This is a genomic window from Actinomadura litoris, from assembly GCF_009733595.1.
Taxonomy (GTDB): Bacteria; Actinomycetota; Actinomycetes; order Streptosporangiales; family Streptosporangiaceae; genus Spirillospora; species Spirillospora litoris.
This window is the reverse complement of record NZ_WOFH01000003.1, coordinates 312,038-329,726: the sequence shown is the minus strand read 5'-3', so window position 1 is coordinate 329,726 and position 17,689 is coordinate 312,038. Positions and strand designations below refer to the sequence as shown.

Genomic DNA, 17,689 nt, shown 5'->3' with positions numbered 1-17,689 from the left:
CGCCGTCCCGGCCGCGCCTCAACCCCAGCCATTGGTTCCCGACGAATCTCCTCCTTCGGAGGTGAACATGAAATGACCGCCCTGAAGCATGGTGATGATCATTGTTCCACTCCCTTGAATCCTCGAAGTTCTTTCACAGGTGATTCTTGATAGGTTCGGTTCTTGAGCCAAGAGGCGGCGAGTGTCACGACCCTGCAATGGCATTAGCATGTCACCGGCTGATCAAGGACGGACCACCCCGAAGTTCTCGTGTGCCCGGTCCTGAGCCGCTCACACCCCGGCCAGGTCGTCGAATATGTGCTGCCAGGCCAGGTCGCACGCCTCGACCAGGCAGCCGTCCAGCACGGCCTCGCCGCGGCCCCCACCGACCTCCATCGGCGGCATGCCGCCGGCCGCCGCGGCGGGCAGCTCGTACCGCACCGCGTCCACGAACCCCGGCACCTCCGCGAGCCGTCCGGCGAACACCACGAGCCCGGGGCGCGCGATCGCCAGCACCGGCCGCAGCAGCCGCGCGGTCAGCACCGCCATCTCCGCGAGCACCTCGGCCGCGCGCCGGTCGCCGCGTCCGACCGCCTCCGCCAGCTCCTGCGGCCGCATGACGGGCCCGCCGCCGCGCGCCGCCGTGATCCGTTCGAGGTCGGAGGGAACGCTCCCGCCGGGCACGCCGCAGAGCCGCAGGAACGCGTCCCGCGCCCTACCGCCGCGGTCCGGGTCGCGCGGGGCCGGGCCGGGGGCGCAGACGGAGGCGTCCTGCGAGTGGAGCGCGCCATCGTTGATCACACCGATGTCGACCGAGGACTCGACCGTCACGTAGACGGTGGTGCTGGCGGCCCGCCGGTCGTCCCGGTAGCGGAACAGCGCCTCCATCTCCACGCCCCGGCGCGCCGAGTAGCGCGGGCCGAAGAGCCGGTGCAGGGCGTGGTCGAGGGAGGCGTGGCAGGCGCGGCTCGGCGGCGCGGGCATCATGTCGCAGGGCGCCGAGGAGAACCCGGCGACCACGCGCGCGAGGTCGGCCCGCGTGATGTCGGCCTGGCGGCAGACGAGGTCGACCTCCGCCGCGACGCCGGGCAGGCCCTGCTCGCCGCGCAGCGGCGACACCCGCGTCGAGCGCGCCTTGCCGTCGATCCGCGAGACGGCCCAGTGGGCGGCGCCGTCGCGCACGTCCACGCCGAGCACCCAGCCCGCGTTGTGCCCGACCGTGAACAGCGTGGGAGCCCGCCCCGGGCAGCCCGCGCGGTGCCCGGACCGCTCGACGAGGCCGAGCGTCTCCAGGTTCGCCACCACCGAGGAGACCGTGGGCTTCGACAACCCCGACAGCCGCGCCAGGTCGGCGCGCGACACCGTCTCCAACTGCCGGATCAGGCTGAGCACGTACCGCTCGTTCATCGCCCTGAGCATGCGGGCGGACGGCACCCGCGACGGGATCCGAGCCGCCCGCCCGCCCGAGGACGGCGGCGAAGCGGGCCCAGACCCGCCGCCGCAGCCCTCGCCCGCGGCACACGCCTCGCCCAACCCATCGACGTCGACGCCACAGGGCTCCCCCACCGTGCCCCCGCCACCCGCACCGCCCGCACCGCCCGCGCCACCCGCAAGGTCCGTGCCACCCGCGCCGTTCGCGGGGTTCGCGGGGTTCGCGGGGTTCGCGCCACCCGCGCCGCCCGGAAGGTTCGCGCCACCCGCGCCGTTCGTGGGGTTTGCGCTGTTCGCGGGATGCGCGCCGCCCGCAAGGTTCGCGGCGCCCGCGCCGTTTGCGGGGGGTGTGGGGTTTGCGGCATTCGTGCCGTCTGCGGGGGGTGCGGGGGCCTCGTCGGGGTTCGGTGGCGGGGGGGCGGACAGGATGAGGTCTTCGGCTTGGTCGACGAGCGTGACCATGCACTGCGCGACGGTCCAGTCCTGGCAGCCCGCCATGCGCATCGCCCGCCGGCAGATCTCGACGGTCAGCGCCTCGGCCCGGCGCGCGGTCTCCGCCAGCAGGAAGAAGACGACCTCCGTCGCGTCCGGTTCGAGCTTGGCGCGCAGGTGCTCCACGCCGTTGCCCTGGTCGACGAAGGTCCGCAGGCTGGAGGCGATCCGCTGCGCGCCGCCCGGTGACTGACCGGTCAGTCTGGCTTTGACTATGTACACCATTCGATCCCTGGTCGACATCGACCGCCGCTGGCCTATCCTGACCAGCTTAAAATTGATGCAAAAACGCGGGCGCCATGGTGCGCTGTCAGATGCCTGCAGTGGCAGGAAAGTGACATGTTCTCCACCCGTCCGGGCGAATCAGAACCGGCGGCGCCTGTCAACCCCTACCGGCTCGCGACGGCGCCCGGGCCCCTATTCGGCCACCCGAAAGGGGTGTGCGCCGCCCATCCTTCCAGGTCAGGCAGCTATGCACGGACGGCATCTCCACTAGCGTTTCGTCAACGGCCATGTGATACCCGGAACGGATAGAGGATTATTATGGCTTGACTGTAAAGGTTGCTAACAAACACGCTGCACGAGAGACTCGGTGGTACCCGACGCGTGCCCAGGGAGGCGGTGTGTTCGAGTCCATCGGGTTGCGGTCGGACGCGGCGAGACTGTACCGGGCGATACTGGACAACCCCAAGTACGGGGTGGACCAACTGGGCGAGCTTCTCGGCTGGTCACCGGAACAGGTGCGCGGCGTCCTGGACGAGCTCGCGGAGCTGTCGCTGGTGCGCCCCTCGTGGGAGCAGCCGGAGACGCTGCTCGCCGTCAACCCCGCCGTGGGCTTCTCCTCCCTGCTCGCCCGCGAGGAGCAGGAGCTGCTGCGGCGCCAGCAGGAGCTGGCCGCCAACCGGCGGGCCGTGATGGAACTGATCGAACAGCACTCCCGGCAGCGCCACCTGCACCATCCCGAGGTCGAGCACCTCGCCGGCCTGGACGAGGTCCGGCTGCGCATCGAGGAGCTGGCCGCCGCCTGCGAGGCCGAGCTGATGGCGTTCGCGCCGCGCGGCGCGCAGAGCCGGGAGGCGATGGAGGCGAGCCGCCCGCTCGACCAGGCGATCCTGCGGCGCGGCGTGCTCGTCCGCACCGTGTACGTGCAGAGCATCTACAACGACAGCCTCACCCTGGAGTACGCGCAGTGGCTCTCGGAGGCGGGGGCGCTGGTGCGCACCTACGGGGCGCTGTCGCAGCGGCTGCTCATCTACGACCGGGAGGCGGCGCTCGTCCCGGTCGACCCCGACGAGGAGAGCTCGGGCGCGCTGCTCGTGCGCGGCACCGGGATCGTCAACGCGCTGTGCGAGCACTTCGAGGCCGTCTGGGACAAGTCCGCCGAGCTGAGCCTCAGCCATCCCCGGCGCCGGGGCGGCGACGACCTGACCCCGCAGCAGATGGCGGTGCTGCGGCTGCTCGCCGACGGGCACACCGACGAGACGATCGCGCGCCGGCTCGGGGTGTCGCTGCGGACGACGCGCCGCATCACCGCCGAGCTGATGCAGATGCTCGGCGCGCGGAGCAGGTTCCAGGCGGGGGTGCGGGCGGTGGAACGTGGCATTCTCCGTTCGGAGAGCGACCGCCCTGACGAGGACGAACAGGCGGCCGAGACCTCCCCGTCCGGGACGCGCGGACGCCCCCTCGGCCCCGGCGCGAGTCCGAGCCCCGGCGTGACCTGACCGGGCGCCACGCCGACACGACCTCGTCGCTGCGATTGCCAATAAGGCAATCAATCTGGCAATCTTCTGTCAACTCGGAGGGTCCTCCACGCACGAGGCAGGCATCGCATGGCAGCAGCGAACCGAACCCCGACCCCGAACCGGCCGACCGCCGTCCTGGTGGACGCCTACTCCACCGGCAACTTCCTGCCCCCGGCCTTCGACCGGCTCGGCGTGGACGTCGTCCACGTGCAGAGCACGCCGGAGCCGATCGCCGGGATGCTCGCACCGGACCTCGGCGCCTACCGGTCGTCGCTGGTCTGCGGCGACCCGGCGGCGACCGCCGCGCGGCTCGCGGCGCTCGACCCGATCGCGGTGGGCGCCGGGCAGGAGCCGGGCGTGCCGCTGGCCGACGAGTTGTCCGAGCGGCTGGGCCTGCCGACCAACGGCACGGCGCTGTCGGCGGCGCGCCGCGACAAGTTCGAGATGATCGAGGCGCTGCGGCGGGCCGGGGTGCGGTGCGCCGACCAGGTCCGCGCCGCAGACGCGGCGGACGCGGTCGCGTGGGCCGAGCGCCGCGGCGCCTACCCGGTGGTGGTGAAGCCGCTCGCCTCGTCCGGCACCGACGGCGTGGAGATCTGCGCGGACGCCGGGCAGGTGCGGGACGCGGCGGAGGCCGTGCTCGGGTCGAGGACCGTCTACGGCGAGCCGAACACGGCCGTCCTCGTCCAGTCGTACCTGGCGGGCACCGAGTACGTGGTCGACATGGTGTGCTGCCGGGGCGCCCGGTACACGTGCGGGATCTGGCGGTCGCAGAAGCGGCTCCTCGGCACCCGCAACACCTACGACCTGGAGCTCCTCGTCGCGCCCGAGGAGGACGTGGTGGCGGACCTGATCGCCTATGTCGGCGGCGCGCTCGACGCGCTCGGCATCGACCACGGCCCCGCGCACGCCGAGGTGATCGTCACCGAGCGGGGGCCGACGCTGATCGAGGTCGGCGCCCGGCTCGCGGGCCACCTCGACCCCGGCTTCCACGACGAGTGCCTGGGCGGCAACCAGGCCGACCTGACCGCGCTCGCCTACACCAGCCCCGAGACGTTCCTGCGCGAGCGGGCGGGCCGCCGCTACACCCGGCGTCTCGCGGCGGGCGTCTACGCGAGCCCGACGGAGCAGGACGGCGTCGTCGAGCGGATCGACTGGACGGTCGTGAAGGAGATCGAGAACCTGCCCGGCGTGTACGGGGTGCTGCTCAAGCTGCGGGAGGGCGACCGGATCCGTCCCACCGTCGATCTGCGGACGAGCACCATGCGCGTCTACCTGCGCGCCGGGACCGAGGAGGCGATGGCGCGCGACTACCGGCTCGTCCGGGAGTTGAAGGACCAGGTCTTCCAGGTCGGCTGACCCCGCCCCCGAATGCGGTCGTGCCCGGGGCGGATAAGGACTGGCAACATATTACCGGCATTTTGACAACGTATTGCCAGGGAGTGCGGAACCCGGTTATCTTTCCGGCGAAACGATCTTCTCCCTGGGGGTGGCCGCATGCTGGTCGCGGGTCAACCTGTCCGGTCCGGCGCCGACGCCGGTGTCATCCACAACGCCCTTTCCCGGTTCCACGACGAGATCCGGGCCGCCGCGCGGGCGGTCGCGGCGGAGCGCGACGTCCAGCCGGTGGTGCCGCTGGAGCCCGCCGACCGCTTCACCGAGTTCACCGACGCCACCGACATCGGGCTCACCCGGGTGGAGCCGCACACCTACGTCCTCGACCTGATGCGCAACCCGGGCGCGCGCACGACCAAGACGATGGCGTCGCTGCTCATGGTGGCGCGCGCGGCCGGGCACACGCGCCGGACGGGCGAGCGCGTCATGATCCTCACGCCGACGTCCGGCAACAAGGGGACCGCGCTCCGGGACGCCGTCGCCCGCGCCTACGCCACCGGCATCGCCACGCCCGCCGACCTGCGCGTCGTCACGGTCAACCCGGAGGCGTCGCGCGGCAAGCTCCGCGACTGCCCGCTCACCGCCGACGCCGGCCTGCGCGCCGCGAACCCCGTCGCGCTCGCGCGGGTCGCCGAGCCCGGGGACGTCAAGGCCGTCACCGCGCGGGTCGCGCGGGAGGAGGCCGGCGCGCTGTTCGAGGCGACCGGGTTCCGGCTGTGGCCCACCCTCGACCTCGACAACTACCGGATCGCGGACGCGGCGCGCGCGTTCGCCGAGGCCGAGCTGCTGCCGCTCACCGAGGACTCGCCGCCCCGGCTGCACGCGCACGCGGTGTCGAGCGCGTTCGGCCTGCTCGGCTACCACCTCGGGCACGAGATGCTCGCGCGCGGCCTGCCCGGACGGGCCGTCCCCGCGCGCCATCCCGGGTTCTGGCTGGTCCAGCAGCTCGCGACGCCCGACATGGTGACCGCTGTCCTCGGCGCCGACGTCCCCGACTACGCCTGCGACCCCGGCGGCGCCGTCTGGCGGCAGGAGGGCGCACCGCACTTCCCCGCCGAGACCGACGACCCCCGCGAAGTCGTCGACTCGACCTTCTACACCCGGGCACCGGCCACGATCCCGCAGGTCAACGCCATCATCGGGCGGCACGGCGGCGGTGGGGGCATCGTCTCGCGGCGCGAGTGCCTGGCGCGGTTCGACCGCGTCCGCGCACTCGCCGCCGAGGCCGGGATCGCCATCGGCGCGGACCCGGCGGAGATCCGCGAGTGGTCATTGGTCAAGGCGCTCACCGGCGTGCTGGTGGCCCGCGAGCGCGGTCTGATCGCCCCCGGCACCGACGTGGTGGTGCACGCGTCCGGCCACTACACCGACGCCTCGCTCGCACCGGCGCGGGACGAGCACCTCACCCCGATCGGCGGCGCCGACGACCTCGCCCGGCTCGTCCGCGCGGCGGCGCGGTGATCCCGCGCGGCTGGCGGTACGCCTGGCAGCACGGCGCAGACCCGTGGATCGTGCGGGCGCGGGAGTGGGCGGACGCCGCCGTCTCCGCGCGCCCGCGGGTGACCGTGTCGGTGCCCGGGGACGGCGGGCCGGTGCTGGCCTACGGCGGCCTGCCCGACGGCCTCACCCATGTGCTGCCGTTCCTGGAGCAGCGCCGCGGCCCGGCCGCCGCGCGCCGCGTCACGCGCCGCACGTCCTGGACGGGCCTCGCCGACGGCCGCGCGGCGCCGGACGCCGACATCCTCGCCGTCGGATGCTTCCGGCGGCGCGTCCCCGACCCCGTCCCGGAGCACGTCCTGCTGCTGCCGTTCCGCGTCACGCTCGCCGTGCCGACCGGCGGCGGGCCGGAGCGGGTGCTGCGGGGGATCTCACGGAAGGCCCGGCAGCAGCACGCCCGGGAGGTGCGGTCGCGGGCGCGCACGCTGCGGGTCGCGACCGGCGACGCCGACTTCGAGCACTTCTACGAGGGCATGCACCGGCCGACGATGCGCCGCAGGCACGGCGGCGCGGCGCGCTCGGAGTCCAAGGAGACCGCGCGCGCGTGCCTGTTCCGGCGCGGCGCGCTGTTCTACCTGTGCGAGGACGGCCGCCCGGTGGCGGGGATGCTGTGCCGCCGGGAGCGGGCGGCGCTCGTCGTCCGGCTGGCGGGGGTGGCGGGCGGCGACGAGTCCCTGTACCGGTCGGGCGCCTACATGTCGCTGTACATCCTGGTCCTCCAGTGGGCCTCCGAGCACGGCGTCGCGCGGGTGGACCTGTCGGGCTGCGAGCCGTTCCTGAGCAAGGGCATCTTCCAGTTCAAGCGCAAGATGCACCCGGAGGTCGCCTTGCCCGCGAACCACTTCGGCGGGAAGCGGCTGCACCTGCGGGTCCGCCGGGACGGCCCGGCCGTGCGCGCGTTCCTCACCGCGAACCCGATGCTGACGCTCGCCCCGGACGGCGCGCTGGAGGCCGCCTACTTCCACGACGACGACCACCCGCCCAGGACGGACCTGCGCTGGGAGGCCCCGGGGATCACCGGGCACCGCCTGATCCATCTCGACGGGTTCCTGGACGGCCTGCCCGCCACACCCCTGAGCCTGCACGGAGGCGCCTGATGTGCGGCATCACCGGCTGGGTCGACTTCGGACGCGACCTCGCCTTCGAGCGGCCGACGGTCGAGGCGATGACGCGGTCGCTGTACCGGCGCGGCCCGGACGGCGAGGGCGTGTGGGTCTCGGCGCACGCGGCGCTCGGGCACCGCCGCCTCGCCGTCATCGACATCGAGGGCGGCGCGCAGCCGATGGCGGCGCGCGGCCGCCGGGCGGGCGAGCCGGTCGTGCTCACCTACAGCGGCGAGGTCTACAACTTCCGCGAGCTGCGCGCGGAGCTGGCCCGGCTCGGGCACCGGTTCGCGACCGCCTCCGACACCGAGGTCGTGCTGCACGCCTACCTGGAGTGGGGCGCGGCGTTCGTCGACCGGCTCACCGGCATGTACGCGCTCGCGATCTGGGACGCGGCGCGCGAGGAGCTGCTGCTCGTCCGCGACCGGCTCGGCGTCAAGCCGCTCTACTACCACGCCTATCCGGGCGGGCTGCTGTTCGGCTCGGAGCCGAAGGCGCTGCTCGCGAACCCGCTGTTCACGGCGCGCACCAGCGAGGCGGAGCTGCCGATCCTGTTCAACCCGAGGCTGGCGCTGCCCGGGGAGACGCCGCTGACCGGGCTGCGCCAGGTGCGGCCGGGGCATCTGGTGCGCGTCGACCGGTCGGGCGCGCACGAGACGCCGTACTGGCGGCTGGTCAGCCGGGAGCACCACGACGACCACGCGACGACGGTGCGGACCGTCCGGGAGATCCTGGAGGACGTCGTCGTCCACCAGATGGTGGCGGACGTGCCGCTGTGCGCGCTGCTGTCGGGCGGCCTGGACTCCACCGCGCTCACCGCCCTCGCCGCCGCGGACGAGCCCGGACGGCTCCGGACGTTCTCCGTCGACTTCGCCGGGTCCGGCGACGACTTCCACGCGACGACGCTGCGCCCCGACCGCGACGCGCCGTTCGCCGTGGCCGCCGCGCGCGACCTCGGCGTCGACCACACCCCGGTCACGCTCGACCCGGCCGCGCTGCCCGGCGCGGTCCCCGAGGCGCTCGCCGCGCGCGACCTGCCGAGCCTCGGGCAGTTCGACGCGTCCATGTACCTGCTGTTCCGGAGCGTGCGGGAGCGGTCGACGGTGGCGCTGTCCGGGGAGGCGGCCGACGAGGTGTTCGGCGGCTACCCCTGGTTCTTCGACGAGGCGACCGTGTGGGGCGGGACGTTCCCGTGGCTCGGCGCCGGGCCCCGGCTGACCGACTGCCTCGCGCCGGACGTGCGGGCCCGCGTCCGTCCCGGCGACGACGAGCGCGACCGGTACGCGACGATGCGGGCGCTCGTGCCGAGGCTCGCGGGCGAGGCGGGGTTGGAGGCGCGCATGCGCGAGGTCCTCTACCTGAGCCTCCAGGGCCCTCTGCACTACCTGCTGGACCGCAAGGACCGGATGAGCATGGCGCTCGGGCTGGAGGTGCGGGTGCCGTTCTGCGACCACACGCTGCTGGAGTACGTCTGGAACGTCCCATGGAAGATCAAGGTCGCGGACGGCCGGGAGAAGGGCCTGCTGCGCGCGGCCGTCGCCGACCTCGTCCCGCCGGAGGTGCTGCGGCGCCGCAAGAGCGCCTACCCCGCGACGTTCGCCCCGGCGCACGCGCGGGCCGTGCGCGCCGAGTTGGAGCGGGTGCTCACCGACGCCGCGTCCCCGCTGCGCGAGGTGCTGGACGTCCCGAAGGTCCGCGCGCTCGCCGCGAGCCGGACGTCGCCGATGACCGTCGCGGACTCCCTGCACTTCCTGCTCCCGATCGTCGAGGTCGACCGCTGGCTCCGCGCGTACGGCGTGTCGATGGCGTAAGGATCCTCCCGCGTGCGCACCTACCGCGAGCTGTTCGCGACCCCCGAGTACACCCCGCTGTTCCTCGTGGTGGCCGCGCACGTCGCGGCCACCACCGTGAGCGGGCTGGCGCTGAGCACGCTCGTCTTCGACCGGACGGGCTCGCCGCTGCTGTCGGCGCTCGCGATGTTCGGGCCCTCGCTCGCGCAGGCCGCGGGGGCCGCGACGCTGCTGTCGGCGGCCGACCGGCTGCCGCCGCGCGCCGCGCTCACCGGGATCGCGCTGCTGCTCGCCCTCGGCACCGCCGCGCAGGCCGTGCCCGGCCTGCCGACCTGGGCCGCGTTCGGCGTCCTGCTGGCGGCCGGGATGGCCGGCTCGCTGGGCGGCGGGGTCAGGTACGGGCTGCTCACCGACATCCTCGCGCGGGAGGGGTACCTGCTCGGCCGGTCCGTCCTCGCGATGACCGACGGCGTCATGCAGATCTGCGGGTTCGCGGTGGGCGGCGGGCTGGTCGCGGCGCTGTCGCCGCGGGGCACGCTGCTCGCGGGCGCCGCGCTGTTCTGCGCCGCGGCCGGGACCGCGCGGCTCGGCCTGGCGGCGCGTCCGGCGCGCGCGGCGGGGCGCCCGTCGGTCCGCGCGACCTGGCGGCGCAACGCGCGGCTGTGGTCGCTGCCGGCGCGGCGGCACGTCTACCTCGCGCTGTGGGTGCCGAGCGGGCTGGTCGTCGGCTGCGAGTCGCTGTTCGTGTCCTACGCGCCCCGGCAGGCGGGGCTGCTGTTCACCTGCTCCGCGCTCGGGATGCTGGCGGGCGACACGACGGTCGGGCGCTTCGTCCCGGACGCGTGGCGGGGGCGGCTCGTCGTCCCGCTGTACGTGCTGCTCGCCGCGCCGTACCTGGTGTTCGCGGCCGGTCCGCCGCTGCCGGTCGCGGCCGCGGCGGTGACGGTCGCCTCCGCCGGGTACGGGACGGGCCTGCTGCTCCAGCCCCGGCTCATGGACCTGACGCCGGACGAGATGAGCGGCCAGGCGCTCGGCCTGCACTCCTCCGGGATGCTGGCCGCGCAGGGCGTCGCCGCCGCCCTCGCCGGGACGCTCGCGCAGTGGTCCTCGCCGGGGACGGCGACGGCCCTCATGGCGGGGCTGTCGCTGGCGGCCACCGCGGCCCTCGCCCGCGCGCTCCGGGCGCCGCACGACACCGTTTCCGGCCATATGGCAAGTTGACCTTGCCAAGATTGGCAATATCCCTGACACTCGATGGAAAGATCGAAAAGGCGGGGTGAGATGGAACTTCGGTCGGCCGACCCACGCGTCAGCATCGCCATCATGAGCCATTCCAAGCGGGCCCGGGAGGCCGCCGCCCTCGCCGGGCGGCTGGAGGGGGCCAGGGTGGTGACCGACCCGTCCCCTCCCGAGCGGCAGTTCCCGCTGCGGACCGCGATCCTCGCGTGGGGCGCCGCCGAGCCGGGCGCGACCCACCACATGGTCGTCCAGGACGACGTCGAGCTGTCCCCCGGGTTCCTGCGCCGGGTCGAGGCAGGCGTGCGGCTGTTCCCGGACGCCGCGCTCGCCTTCTACGCCAACTGGAGCTCGATGAACGGCGCCGCGATCCGCCTCGCGGGCGCGGCGGGCGCGACCTGGGTCCACGAGATGGGCACCGAGTACTTCCCGACGCTCGCGCTCGCCCTGCCCGCGCGGCACGTCGGCGACTTCGTCGAGTTCGCGACCGCGCTCAGCCGGTGGTGGCGGGACGACGACGACGTGATGCGCGAGTTCCTGGAGTCGCGCGGCATCGACGCCTACGTGTCGGTGCCGTGCCTGGTCGAGCACCGCGACCTGGAGAGCGTCGCCGGGAACGGAGACCACGGCGAGCGGCGCGCGGCCTGGTTCACCGCCGAGCCCGCCTACGACCCGTCCCACGAGGCGCTCGCGCACGCGATCGACTTCTGCCCGTGGCTCAACAAGTGCCGCGCGCTGGTGCTCGCGCGGACCGTCCACGACGGCCGCCAGATGTGGATCCAGCGGCCCTGGACCGACATGGCCGCCGCCCACGGCCTGGACGCGGGCGACCTCAGGGCGGGCTTCGACCGGCTGGCCGCGCGGAGCCCGCGCCTCCAGAAGACCGCCGACGACCTGGGCGAGCTGTTCGTGTTCTCGCTGTGGCTGACGTCCTACCTCATGGGGGCGGCGGTCCGCGCCGGAGTGCCGCTGCGCACGCTCCCGGGCCGCGGCGCCCCGCCGACCGGCCCGGCGATCGAGCGCGCCGGGCTGCACACGCTCGCCGTCGGGGGCAGCGCGTGGATGCCGCTGCCGCCGTCGCTGCTGGCCACCTACTCGGCGGAGACGGCCGAGCTGGCGCAGACCGGCTTCACCACCGGGCTCACCGCCGGCTAGCCGACCAGCGCGAGGACGGCGCGCTCGAAGTCCGTCCGGTCGCCCGCGAAGACCCCCTCGGAGCGGGGATGGTTGACGACGACGTCGGTGAAGCCGAGGTCCCGGCAGCGGCCGACGACCTCGGCGAACCGCTCCGGCGAGGCGTAGGGGGCGTCCACGACGCGGCTCACGTTCACCAGCCGTCCGAGGGACGCGGGATCGCGCCCCGCGCGCTCGCAGGCGCCTTCCAGGCTCGTGAGCTGGCGGCGCAGCAGCCGCCACGCCTCCTCCTCCGCCTGCCCGCCTGGGCGGCCGGGGTCGCCGATCGTCACCCACAGGTCCGCGTGCCGGGCAGCGAGGAGCAGCCCGCGCGGGCCCGCGGCGGCGATCGCGAACGGCACCCGGGGCCGCTGGACGCAGCCGGGCACCATCCGCGCGTCCACCGCCGCGAAGTGCGCGCCGCGGTAGGTCGCGGACGGCTCGCGCAGCAGCATGTCCGACAGCTCGACGAACTCGGCGAACCGGTCGGCGCGCTCGCGCGGGGACGCGGCGGCGCGGCCGAGCAGGGCGGCGTCGGCGCCGGACGCGCCCGCGCCGAGGCCGAGCACGAACCGCCCGCCCGACACCTCGTCCAGCGTCATGACCTGCTTGGCCAGCACGGCGGGATGCCGGAAGTTCGGCGAGGACACCAGCGTCCCGAGCCGCATCCGGCCGGTGACGGCGGCCACCGCCGACAGCGTCGCGACCGCGTCGTACCAGGGGCGCTCGCGCAGCGTCCGCCAGGAGTGGTGGTCGAACGTCCAGGCGTGGTCGAGGCCCATCTCCTCCAGGCCGGTCCAGATACGGCGCGTCTCCGCCCACCCGTACTCGGGGAGGACGACCGCGCCGATCCGCGGCCGCCGCGCGCTCACCCGGTCACGAACTCGATCGAGCCCGCGAGCTTCAGCGCGAGCGCCCGCGCCTCGGCGGAGGTCTCCGCGCCGACGACCACGGCCCCGGCCCGGTCGGAGGACTCGCGGTGCGTCGCGGGCAGCACGTCGCCGGGCCGGACGGTCAGCTCCGCGTGCAGGACGGCGGGGTGCGCGAGCAGCCCCGACCAGCCCCGCACCTCGGTGAGGCGGCCGGGCGCGGGCGCGAGGAAGTACGCGGCGGCGGCCCGCGTGACCGGCGGGGCCGGCTCCACCGGGCGGCCGAGCGCGTCGTCGTAGATCGGGCCGAACATCTCCAGCCCCGGAACCGCGTAGGTCAGGAGCCGGTGCAGCCAGTCGCCGCCCGGACGGGCGTGGACCTCGCCCAGCACCACGCCCTCGGCGGTCAGCCACAGCTCGACGTGGAACGGCCCGAAACGCAGGCCGAGCGCGGTGAGGGCGGACGTCACCTCGTCGTCGATGCGTCGCCTGCCGGGCTCGGGGAGGTCGGCGGGCAGCACGTGCCCGATCTCCACGAAGTGGGGCGGCGGCAGCTTCGTCTTGGCCGTGACGGCGAGGACGTGCGGCCTGCCGCCGAGGAACACGCCCTCCACGCTGAACTCGGGCCCCTCGACGAACTGCTCGACGAGGAACTCGTCCTGGGAGGGCAGCGCCTCGACGGCCGCCCGGAGGTCCGCGGGGGCGGTCACCTTCCGGACGCCGATGCTGGCCGTGCTGTCGCGCGGCTTGACCACCCAGGGGCCGGGTGCCTCGGCCACGAACGCGGCCGCGTCGTCGAGGCCGTGGCACAGCCGGACCGCCGGTTGGCGAAAGCCCGCCGCCGCCAGCGCGGTGCGGCAGGTGTCCTTGGTGCGGGCGCGGCGCGCCGCGTCCGGCGGGTTGCCGGGCGCGCCGACGACCGCCGCGACGTCGGCCGCCGAGGCGAGGACCGTGTCGCGCAGGCCCATCACCAGGTCGAAGCGCTCGCCCCGGGCGAGGCGTTCGCGCGCCCACCGCACGCACGCCGCCGGGTCGTCGGGGTCCACCACCGACACCTCGTCGGCGAGCGCGTTCACGTCGGCGGTCACGTCGAGGGTCTCGGCCCGGTTGATGATGTGGGTGCGGATGCCCCGGTCCCGTGCCTGGGTCAGGGCGTCGGTGACGATGTCGCGGCTGTGCGAGACGGCGCGGGCGCCGCCGACGAACAGCAGGCGCGGCGCGTCCGGTAGGGAGGTCATCGGCTCACCTTGCCAGGATCCGGCGCAGCCAGTCGGCGCGGGCGCGCTGGGCGGTCTTCGAGACGACCGCGTCCGGCACCCACTCGTCGAAGCTGTGGAAGGCCCCGGCCCACACGTGCAGCTCCGCGTCGCCGCCGGCCTGGCTGATCCGGGTGGCGTAGGCGATGGCCTCGTCGCGGAGCGCCTCGACGGTGCCGACGTCGATGAACGCGGGCGGCAGGTTCGCCAGGTCCGTCTCGCGTCCCGGCGCGGCGTAGGACGGGACGTCGCCGGTGCCGACGCGGTCGCCGAGCAGCGCCGTCCATCCGGCGAGGTTGGACCGCCCGTCCCAGAGCCCGACGCCGTCCATCTGGGCGGCCGACACCGTGTCGCACCGGTCGTCCAGCATCGGGCACTGGAGCATCTGGCCGAGCAGCGGCGGGCCCTGCCGGTCGCGGGCGAGCAGGCTGACGGCGGCGGCGAGGCAGCCGCCCGCGCTGTTGCCGCTGATGACGACGCGGCTCGGGTCGAGGCCCAGCTCCGCGCCGTGCTCGTGCACCCAGACGAGCCCGGCGTAGCAGTCCTCGACCGGCGCGGGGTGGGGGTTCTCGGGGGCGAGCCGGTAGTCGACCGCGACCACGGCGAGCCCCAGCTCCTCGGCGCGGTCCAGCTCGCCGGCCAGCTCCGTCGTGCGGTTGTGGCCCGCGACCATGCCGCCGCCGTGCGTGTTGTAGATGACGGGGAGCGGGCCTTCCACGCCGGTCGGGCGGCAGATCAGCACCGGGACGCCGGGCGCGCCCGCGGGGCCGGGCACCACCCGCTCCTCCAGCTCGAACGCGCCGCCCCGGCGGATCTCGGCGTCCGACAGCCGCCCCCGCTCGGAGCTCCTCCGCCGGTCCGCGATCAGGTCGGGCGTCAGCGGGACGGTGATCCCGGCGAGGATCGTGCGCAGCGGCTCGGCCAGCTCGTGGTCGAGGGGCGGTGCCGGCGGTGTCACCGGCCGGGCGGGGGTCTCGGTCATCGTGCTCCTTCGCGGGCGGTGGCGGGCTCAGGGGCAGGCTCAGCCGGCGGGGGCGGTGTCCAGGCGGTCGGCGAGCACCGCGAACGGGGGGTCGGCGACGAGATAGAAGTGGTCTCCGCTGACGATCTTCTCATGGAAGCCCCCGGCGGCCAGCTCGCGCCAGGGCCGGCGGTCGGCGTCCGGGTCGGCGTCCCCGACGATCGTGGTGACCGGGCAGCGCAGCGGCGGCTCGGCGCGGTGCTCGTAGGCGTGGAACATGCGGCCGTCGCCCTGGATGTAGGGCAGGACGAGTTCCAGGAAGAACGGGTCGGACGCCAGCTCGGGGTCGGTGCCGCCGAGGCGGGCGAGGCGCTCGGGGACGTCCGCGTCGTCCTCCGGGACCAGCTCCTCGGGGCTCGGCAGCGGCGCGTCGCGGGAGCCGGAGGCGAACAGGTGGGCGGGGACGACGCCGCGCGCCTCCAGGCTCCGCGCCGTCTCCAGCGCCACCGCCGCGCCCATGCTGTGCCCGAACAGCGCGATCGGGCGGTCGGCCAGCGCCGTCAGCGCCTCGGCGATGTCGTCCGCGAGTCGCCGCAGGTCGGTCGGGGACGGCTCGTCGATGCGCTCGGCGCGTCCCGGGTAGCGGACGCCGTGCACCTCGCAGCCGGGGATCCGCCATTCGCGGAAGAACGACGCCGAGCCTCCGGCGTGCGCGAAGCAGACGAGCCGCAGCCGGGCCTCGGGATCGGGTGCCGGGCAGCTCAGCCAGGTCGAGAGGTCGTCGGTCATCGGCCTGTCTCCTGTGTCGTGCGGGGGTCGGCGGGGGCGGTGCGCTGGCGGCGGGCGCGTGCGGCGCGGGCGCGCCGGGCCGCCGCCTGGCGGGAGGCGCCCGGCGAGCCGTCCGCCGCCGCGCCGCCGTCGCGGATCAGCGCGGACTGCGCCGCGACGGTCGTGTGCCGGAACAGCGCCACGATCGACGGGCGGGTGCCGGTGTGCAGCTCCAGCGCGTCCTGGAGGCGGAACATCGTGAGCGAGTTGCCGCCCAGGTCGAAGAAGTTGACCTCGGCGGGCACCTCCGAGATCTTCAGCACCTCCGCCCACGCGGCGGCGACGCCCGTCGGCGCCCCCGCCCCGGACGGCGCCTCCTCCGCCTTCGCGAGCAGCGCGGCGCGGTCGACCTTGCCGTTGAGCGTGCGGGGGAAGGCGTCCAGGATCCGGACGCGGGCGGGCACCATGACGCCGGGGAACCGCTCCGCGACGTGGGCGCGCACGTCCTCGGGCCTGATGTCGGACGCGGCGACGACGAAGCCGACCAGTTGCGCGCCCGCCTGGTCGGGGACGGCGACCGCGTCGCCGACGCCCGGCGCGCCGCGCAGCGCCGCCTCGACCGCGCCCAGCTCCACCCGGTGCCCGCGGATCTTGACCTGCTGGTCGCGGCGGCCGAGGAAGTCGAGCGTGCCCGCGCCGTTCCAGCGGACGCGGTCGCCCGTCCGGTACATGCGGGCGCCGGGGGCCTCGGCGAACGGGTCGTCGACGAACGCGCGGGCGGTGGCGCCGGGGTCGCCGAAGTAGCCGCGGGCGATCCCGGCGCCGCCGATCACCAGCTCGCCCTCGGTTCCGGGCGGCACCGGCCGCAGCTCCTCGTCCAGGACGTACAGGGCCGCGCCGGGGATCGGCCCGCCGATCGACACCGGGCCCGGCGCGTCGAAGCGGTGGTAGCTCGCCCAGACGGTCGCCTCGGTCGGGCCGTACTCGTTGACCAGCGCGATCGGGCCGGGACGCAGCGCGAAGTGCCGCCGCACCAGCGGCTCGGGCAGCGGCTCACCGGCGACGATCACCGTGTCGAGGGAGGCCAGGCGCTCGACGCCGGCGCGTTCCGCCGCGTCCAGCAGGACGCGGTACAGCGACGGCACGCACAGCGTCCGCGTCACGCCGTGCTCCTCGACCAGCGCGACCAGCCGCGCGGGGTCGCGGACCTCGTCGGCGGTGGCCACGACCAGGCAGCCCCCGGCGGTGAGCGTCCCCCACAGCCCCACCACGGACGAGTCGAACGCGATCGGCGACACCAGCAGGAACACCGGCGCGCCCGGGTAGACCGCGTGCCGCGCGAGCGTCGAGGCGGCCAGGTGCCCGTGCTCGACCAGCACGCCCTTCGGCTCGCCCGTGCTGCCGGAGGTGTAGATGAGGTAAGCCGGGTCGCCCTCCCCGACCTCCACGCCGGGCGGTGCGGCGGCGTCGCCGCCGTCCTCGGCCGGGAGGAAGGGGAGGCCGAGGCCGCTCAGGCGCTCCGCCTCGCCCTCGGTGGCGACCGTCCATGAGACGCCCGCGTCGGCCAGGATCTCGGCGACCCGCCGGTCGGGGTTCTCCCGGTGCACCGGGACGTAGGCGGCCCCGGCGCGCAGCACGCCGAGCGCCGCCGCGACCATCGCCGCCGACGGCTCCGCCAGCAGCCCGACATGGTCGCCGCGCCGGACGCCCGCCGCCGCGAGCCGCGCCGCGATCCGGGCGGACCAGGCGTCCAGCTCGCCGTACCCGACGGTCCGCCCGCCGCAGCGGACGGCCGGCCGCGCGGGGTGGGCGCGGGCGATCGCGGTCACCAGCTCGTGGACGGGGGTCCGCGGCGGCGGCGGGAGCGGGGCGCCGCGTCCGAGGCGCGCGCTTCCGGGCCGCGCGCTTCCGGGCCGCGCGTGTTCGGGACGCGCGTGTTCGGGCCGCGCCAGGCCGACCGGCGAGGGACCGGGGTGTTCCGGCGATGACATCTGTTT

Annotated in this window: 13 protein-coding genes; 7 read left to right on the top strand and 6 right to left on the bottom strand. The window is 75.0% G+C overall.

The features are described from left to right. Positions 1-270: 270 nt before the first annotated feature. Positions 271-2,124, bottom strand: coding sequence for an ROK family transcriptional regulator (locus tag GNZ18_RS43605; RefSeq protein ID WP_173390702.1), 1,854 nt, complete (start codon positions 2,122-2,124; stop codon positions 271-273). 401 nt (positions 2,125-2,525) lie between these two features. Here GNZ18_RS43605 and GNZ18_RS43600 point away from each other — a divergent pair, with 401 nt between their 5' ends. The 7 genes from GNZ18_RS43600 to GNZ18_RS09280 all read left to right on the top strand — a co-directional run bounded on the left by GNZ18_RS43600 (position 2,526) and on the right by GNZ18_RS09280 (position 11,820). Then, complete coding sequence (locus GNZ18_RS43600; protein ID WP_216651217.1) at positions 2,526-3,623, top strand: helix-turn-helix domain-containing protein; 1,098 nt, start codon at positions 2,526-2,528, stop codon at positions 3,621-3,623. A 108-nt stretch (positions 3,624-3,731) separates the two neighbouring features. Continuing rightward, on the top strand, positions 3,732-5,003 hold the full coding sequence (locus tag GNZ18_RS09305) for an ATP-grasp domain-containing protein (protein WP_156215848.1): 1,272 nt from the start codon (positions 3,732-3,734) through the stop codon (positions 5,001-5,003). A 138-nt stretch (positions 5,004-5,141) separates the two neighbouring features. Continuing rightward, positions 5,142-6,500: a DUF6002 family protein gene (locus GNZ18_RS09300; RefSeq protein WP_156215847.1), complete on the top strand. Its 1,359-nt coding sequence runs from the start codon at positions 5,142-5,144 to the stop codon at positions 6,498-6,500. Continuing rightward, on the top strand, positions 6,497-7,633 hold the full coding sequence (locus GNZ18_RS09295) for a GNAT family N-acetyltransferase (protein ID WP_156215846.1): 1,137 nt from the start codon (positions 6,497-6,499) through the stop codon (positions 7,631-7,633). Before GNZ18_RS09300 ends, GNZ18_RS09295 begins: the two co-directional genes overlap by 4 nt. Continuing rightward, complete coding sequence (asnB, locus tag GNZ18_RS09290) at positions 7,633-9,450, top strand: asparagine synthase (glutamine-hydrolyzing) (protein ID WP_156215845.1); 1,818 nt, start codon at positions 7,633-7,635, stop codon at positions 9,448-9,450. Before GNZ18_RS09295 ends, asnB begins: the two co-directional genes overlap by 1 nt. Before the next feature lie 12 nt (positions 9,451-9,462). Beyond that, a complete protein-coding gene (locus GNZ18_RS09285) occupies positions 9,463-10,650 on the top strand; it encodes an MFS transporter (protein ID WP_216651216.1) in 1,188 nt (395 codons plus the stop codon). 102 nt (positions 10,651-10,752) lie between these two features. Beyond that, entirely contained in the window at positions 10,753-11,820 is a 1,068-nt protein-coding gene (locus tag GNZ18_RS09280; protein WP_156215844.1) for a hypothetical protein, read from the top strand. Here the strand turns inward: GNZ18_RS09280 and GNZ18_RS09275 are convergent. Genes GNZ18_RS09275 through GNZ18_RS09255 form a run of 5 tightly spaced genes read right to left on the bottom strand, consistent with a single transcriptional unit; the run spans position 11,817 to position 17,683 of the window. After that, positions 11,817-12,710 carry an LLM class flavin-dependent oxidoreductase gene (locus GNZ18_RS09275; protein ID WP_216651215.1) on the bottom strand — a complete coding sequence of 298 codons (894 nt, stop codon included), beginning with the start codon at positions 12,708-12,710 and terminating at the stop codon, positions 11,817-11,819. The two genes, GNZ18_RS09280 and GNZ18_RS09275, sit on opposite strands and share 4 nt — an antisense overlap. Next, positions 12,707-13,945 carry an ATP-grasp domain-containing protein gene (locus GNZ18_RS09270; protein ID WP_156215843.1) on the bottom strand — a complete coding sequence of 413 codons (1,239 nt, stop codon included), beginning with the start codon at positions 13,943-13,945 and terminating at the stop codon, positions 12,707-12,709. The genes GNZ18_RS09275 and GNZ18_RS09270 overlap by 4 nt, the downstream gene beginning before the upstream one ends. Positions 13,946-13,949: 4 nt before the next feature. After that, positions 13,950-14,945, bottom strand: a complete 996-nt coding sequence (locus GNZ18_RS09265) for an alpha/beta hydrolase (protein ID WP_156215842.1) — start codon at positions 14,943-14,945, stop codon at positions 13,950-13,952. A gap of 39 nt (positions 14,946-14,984) precedes the next feature. Continuing rightward, positions 14,985-15,713: a thioesterase II family protein gene (locus tag GNZ18_RS09260; protein ID WP_156215841.1), complete on the bottom strand. Its 729-nt coding sequence runs from the start codon at positions 15,711-15,713 to the stop codon at positions 14,985-14,987. Continuing rightward, complete coding sequence (locus GNZ18_RS09255) at positions 15,710-17,683, bottom strand: non-ribosomal peptide synthetase (protein ID WP_156215840.1); 1,974 nt, start codon at positions 17,681-17,683, stop codon at positions 15,710-15,712. Before GNZ18_RS09255 ends, GNZ18_RS09260 begins: the two co-directional genes overlap by 4 nt. Positions 17,684-17,689 lie beyond the last annotated feature (6 nt).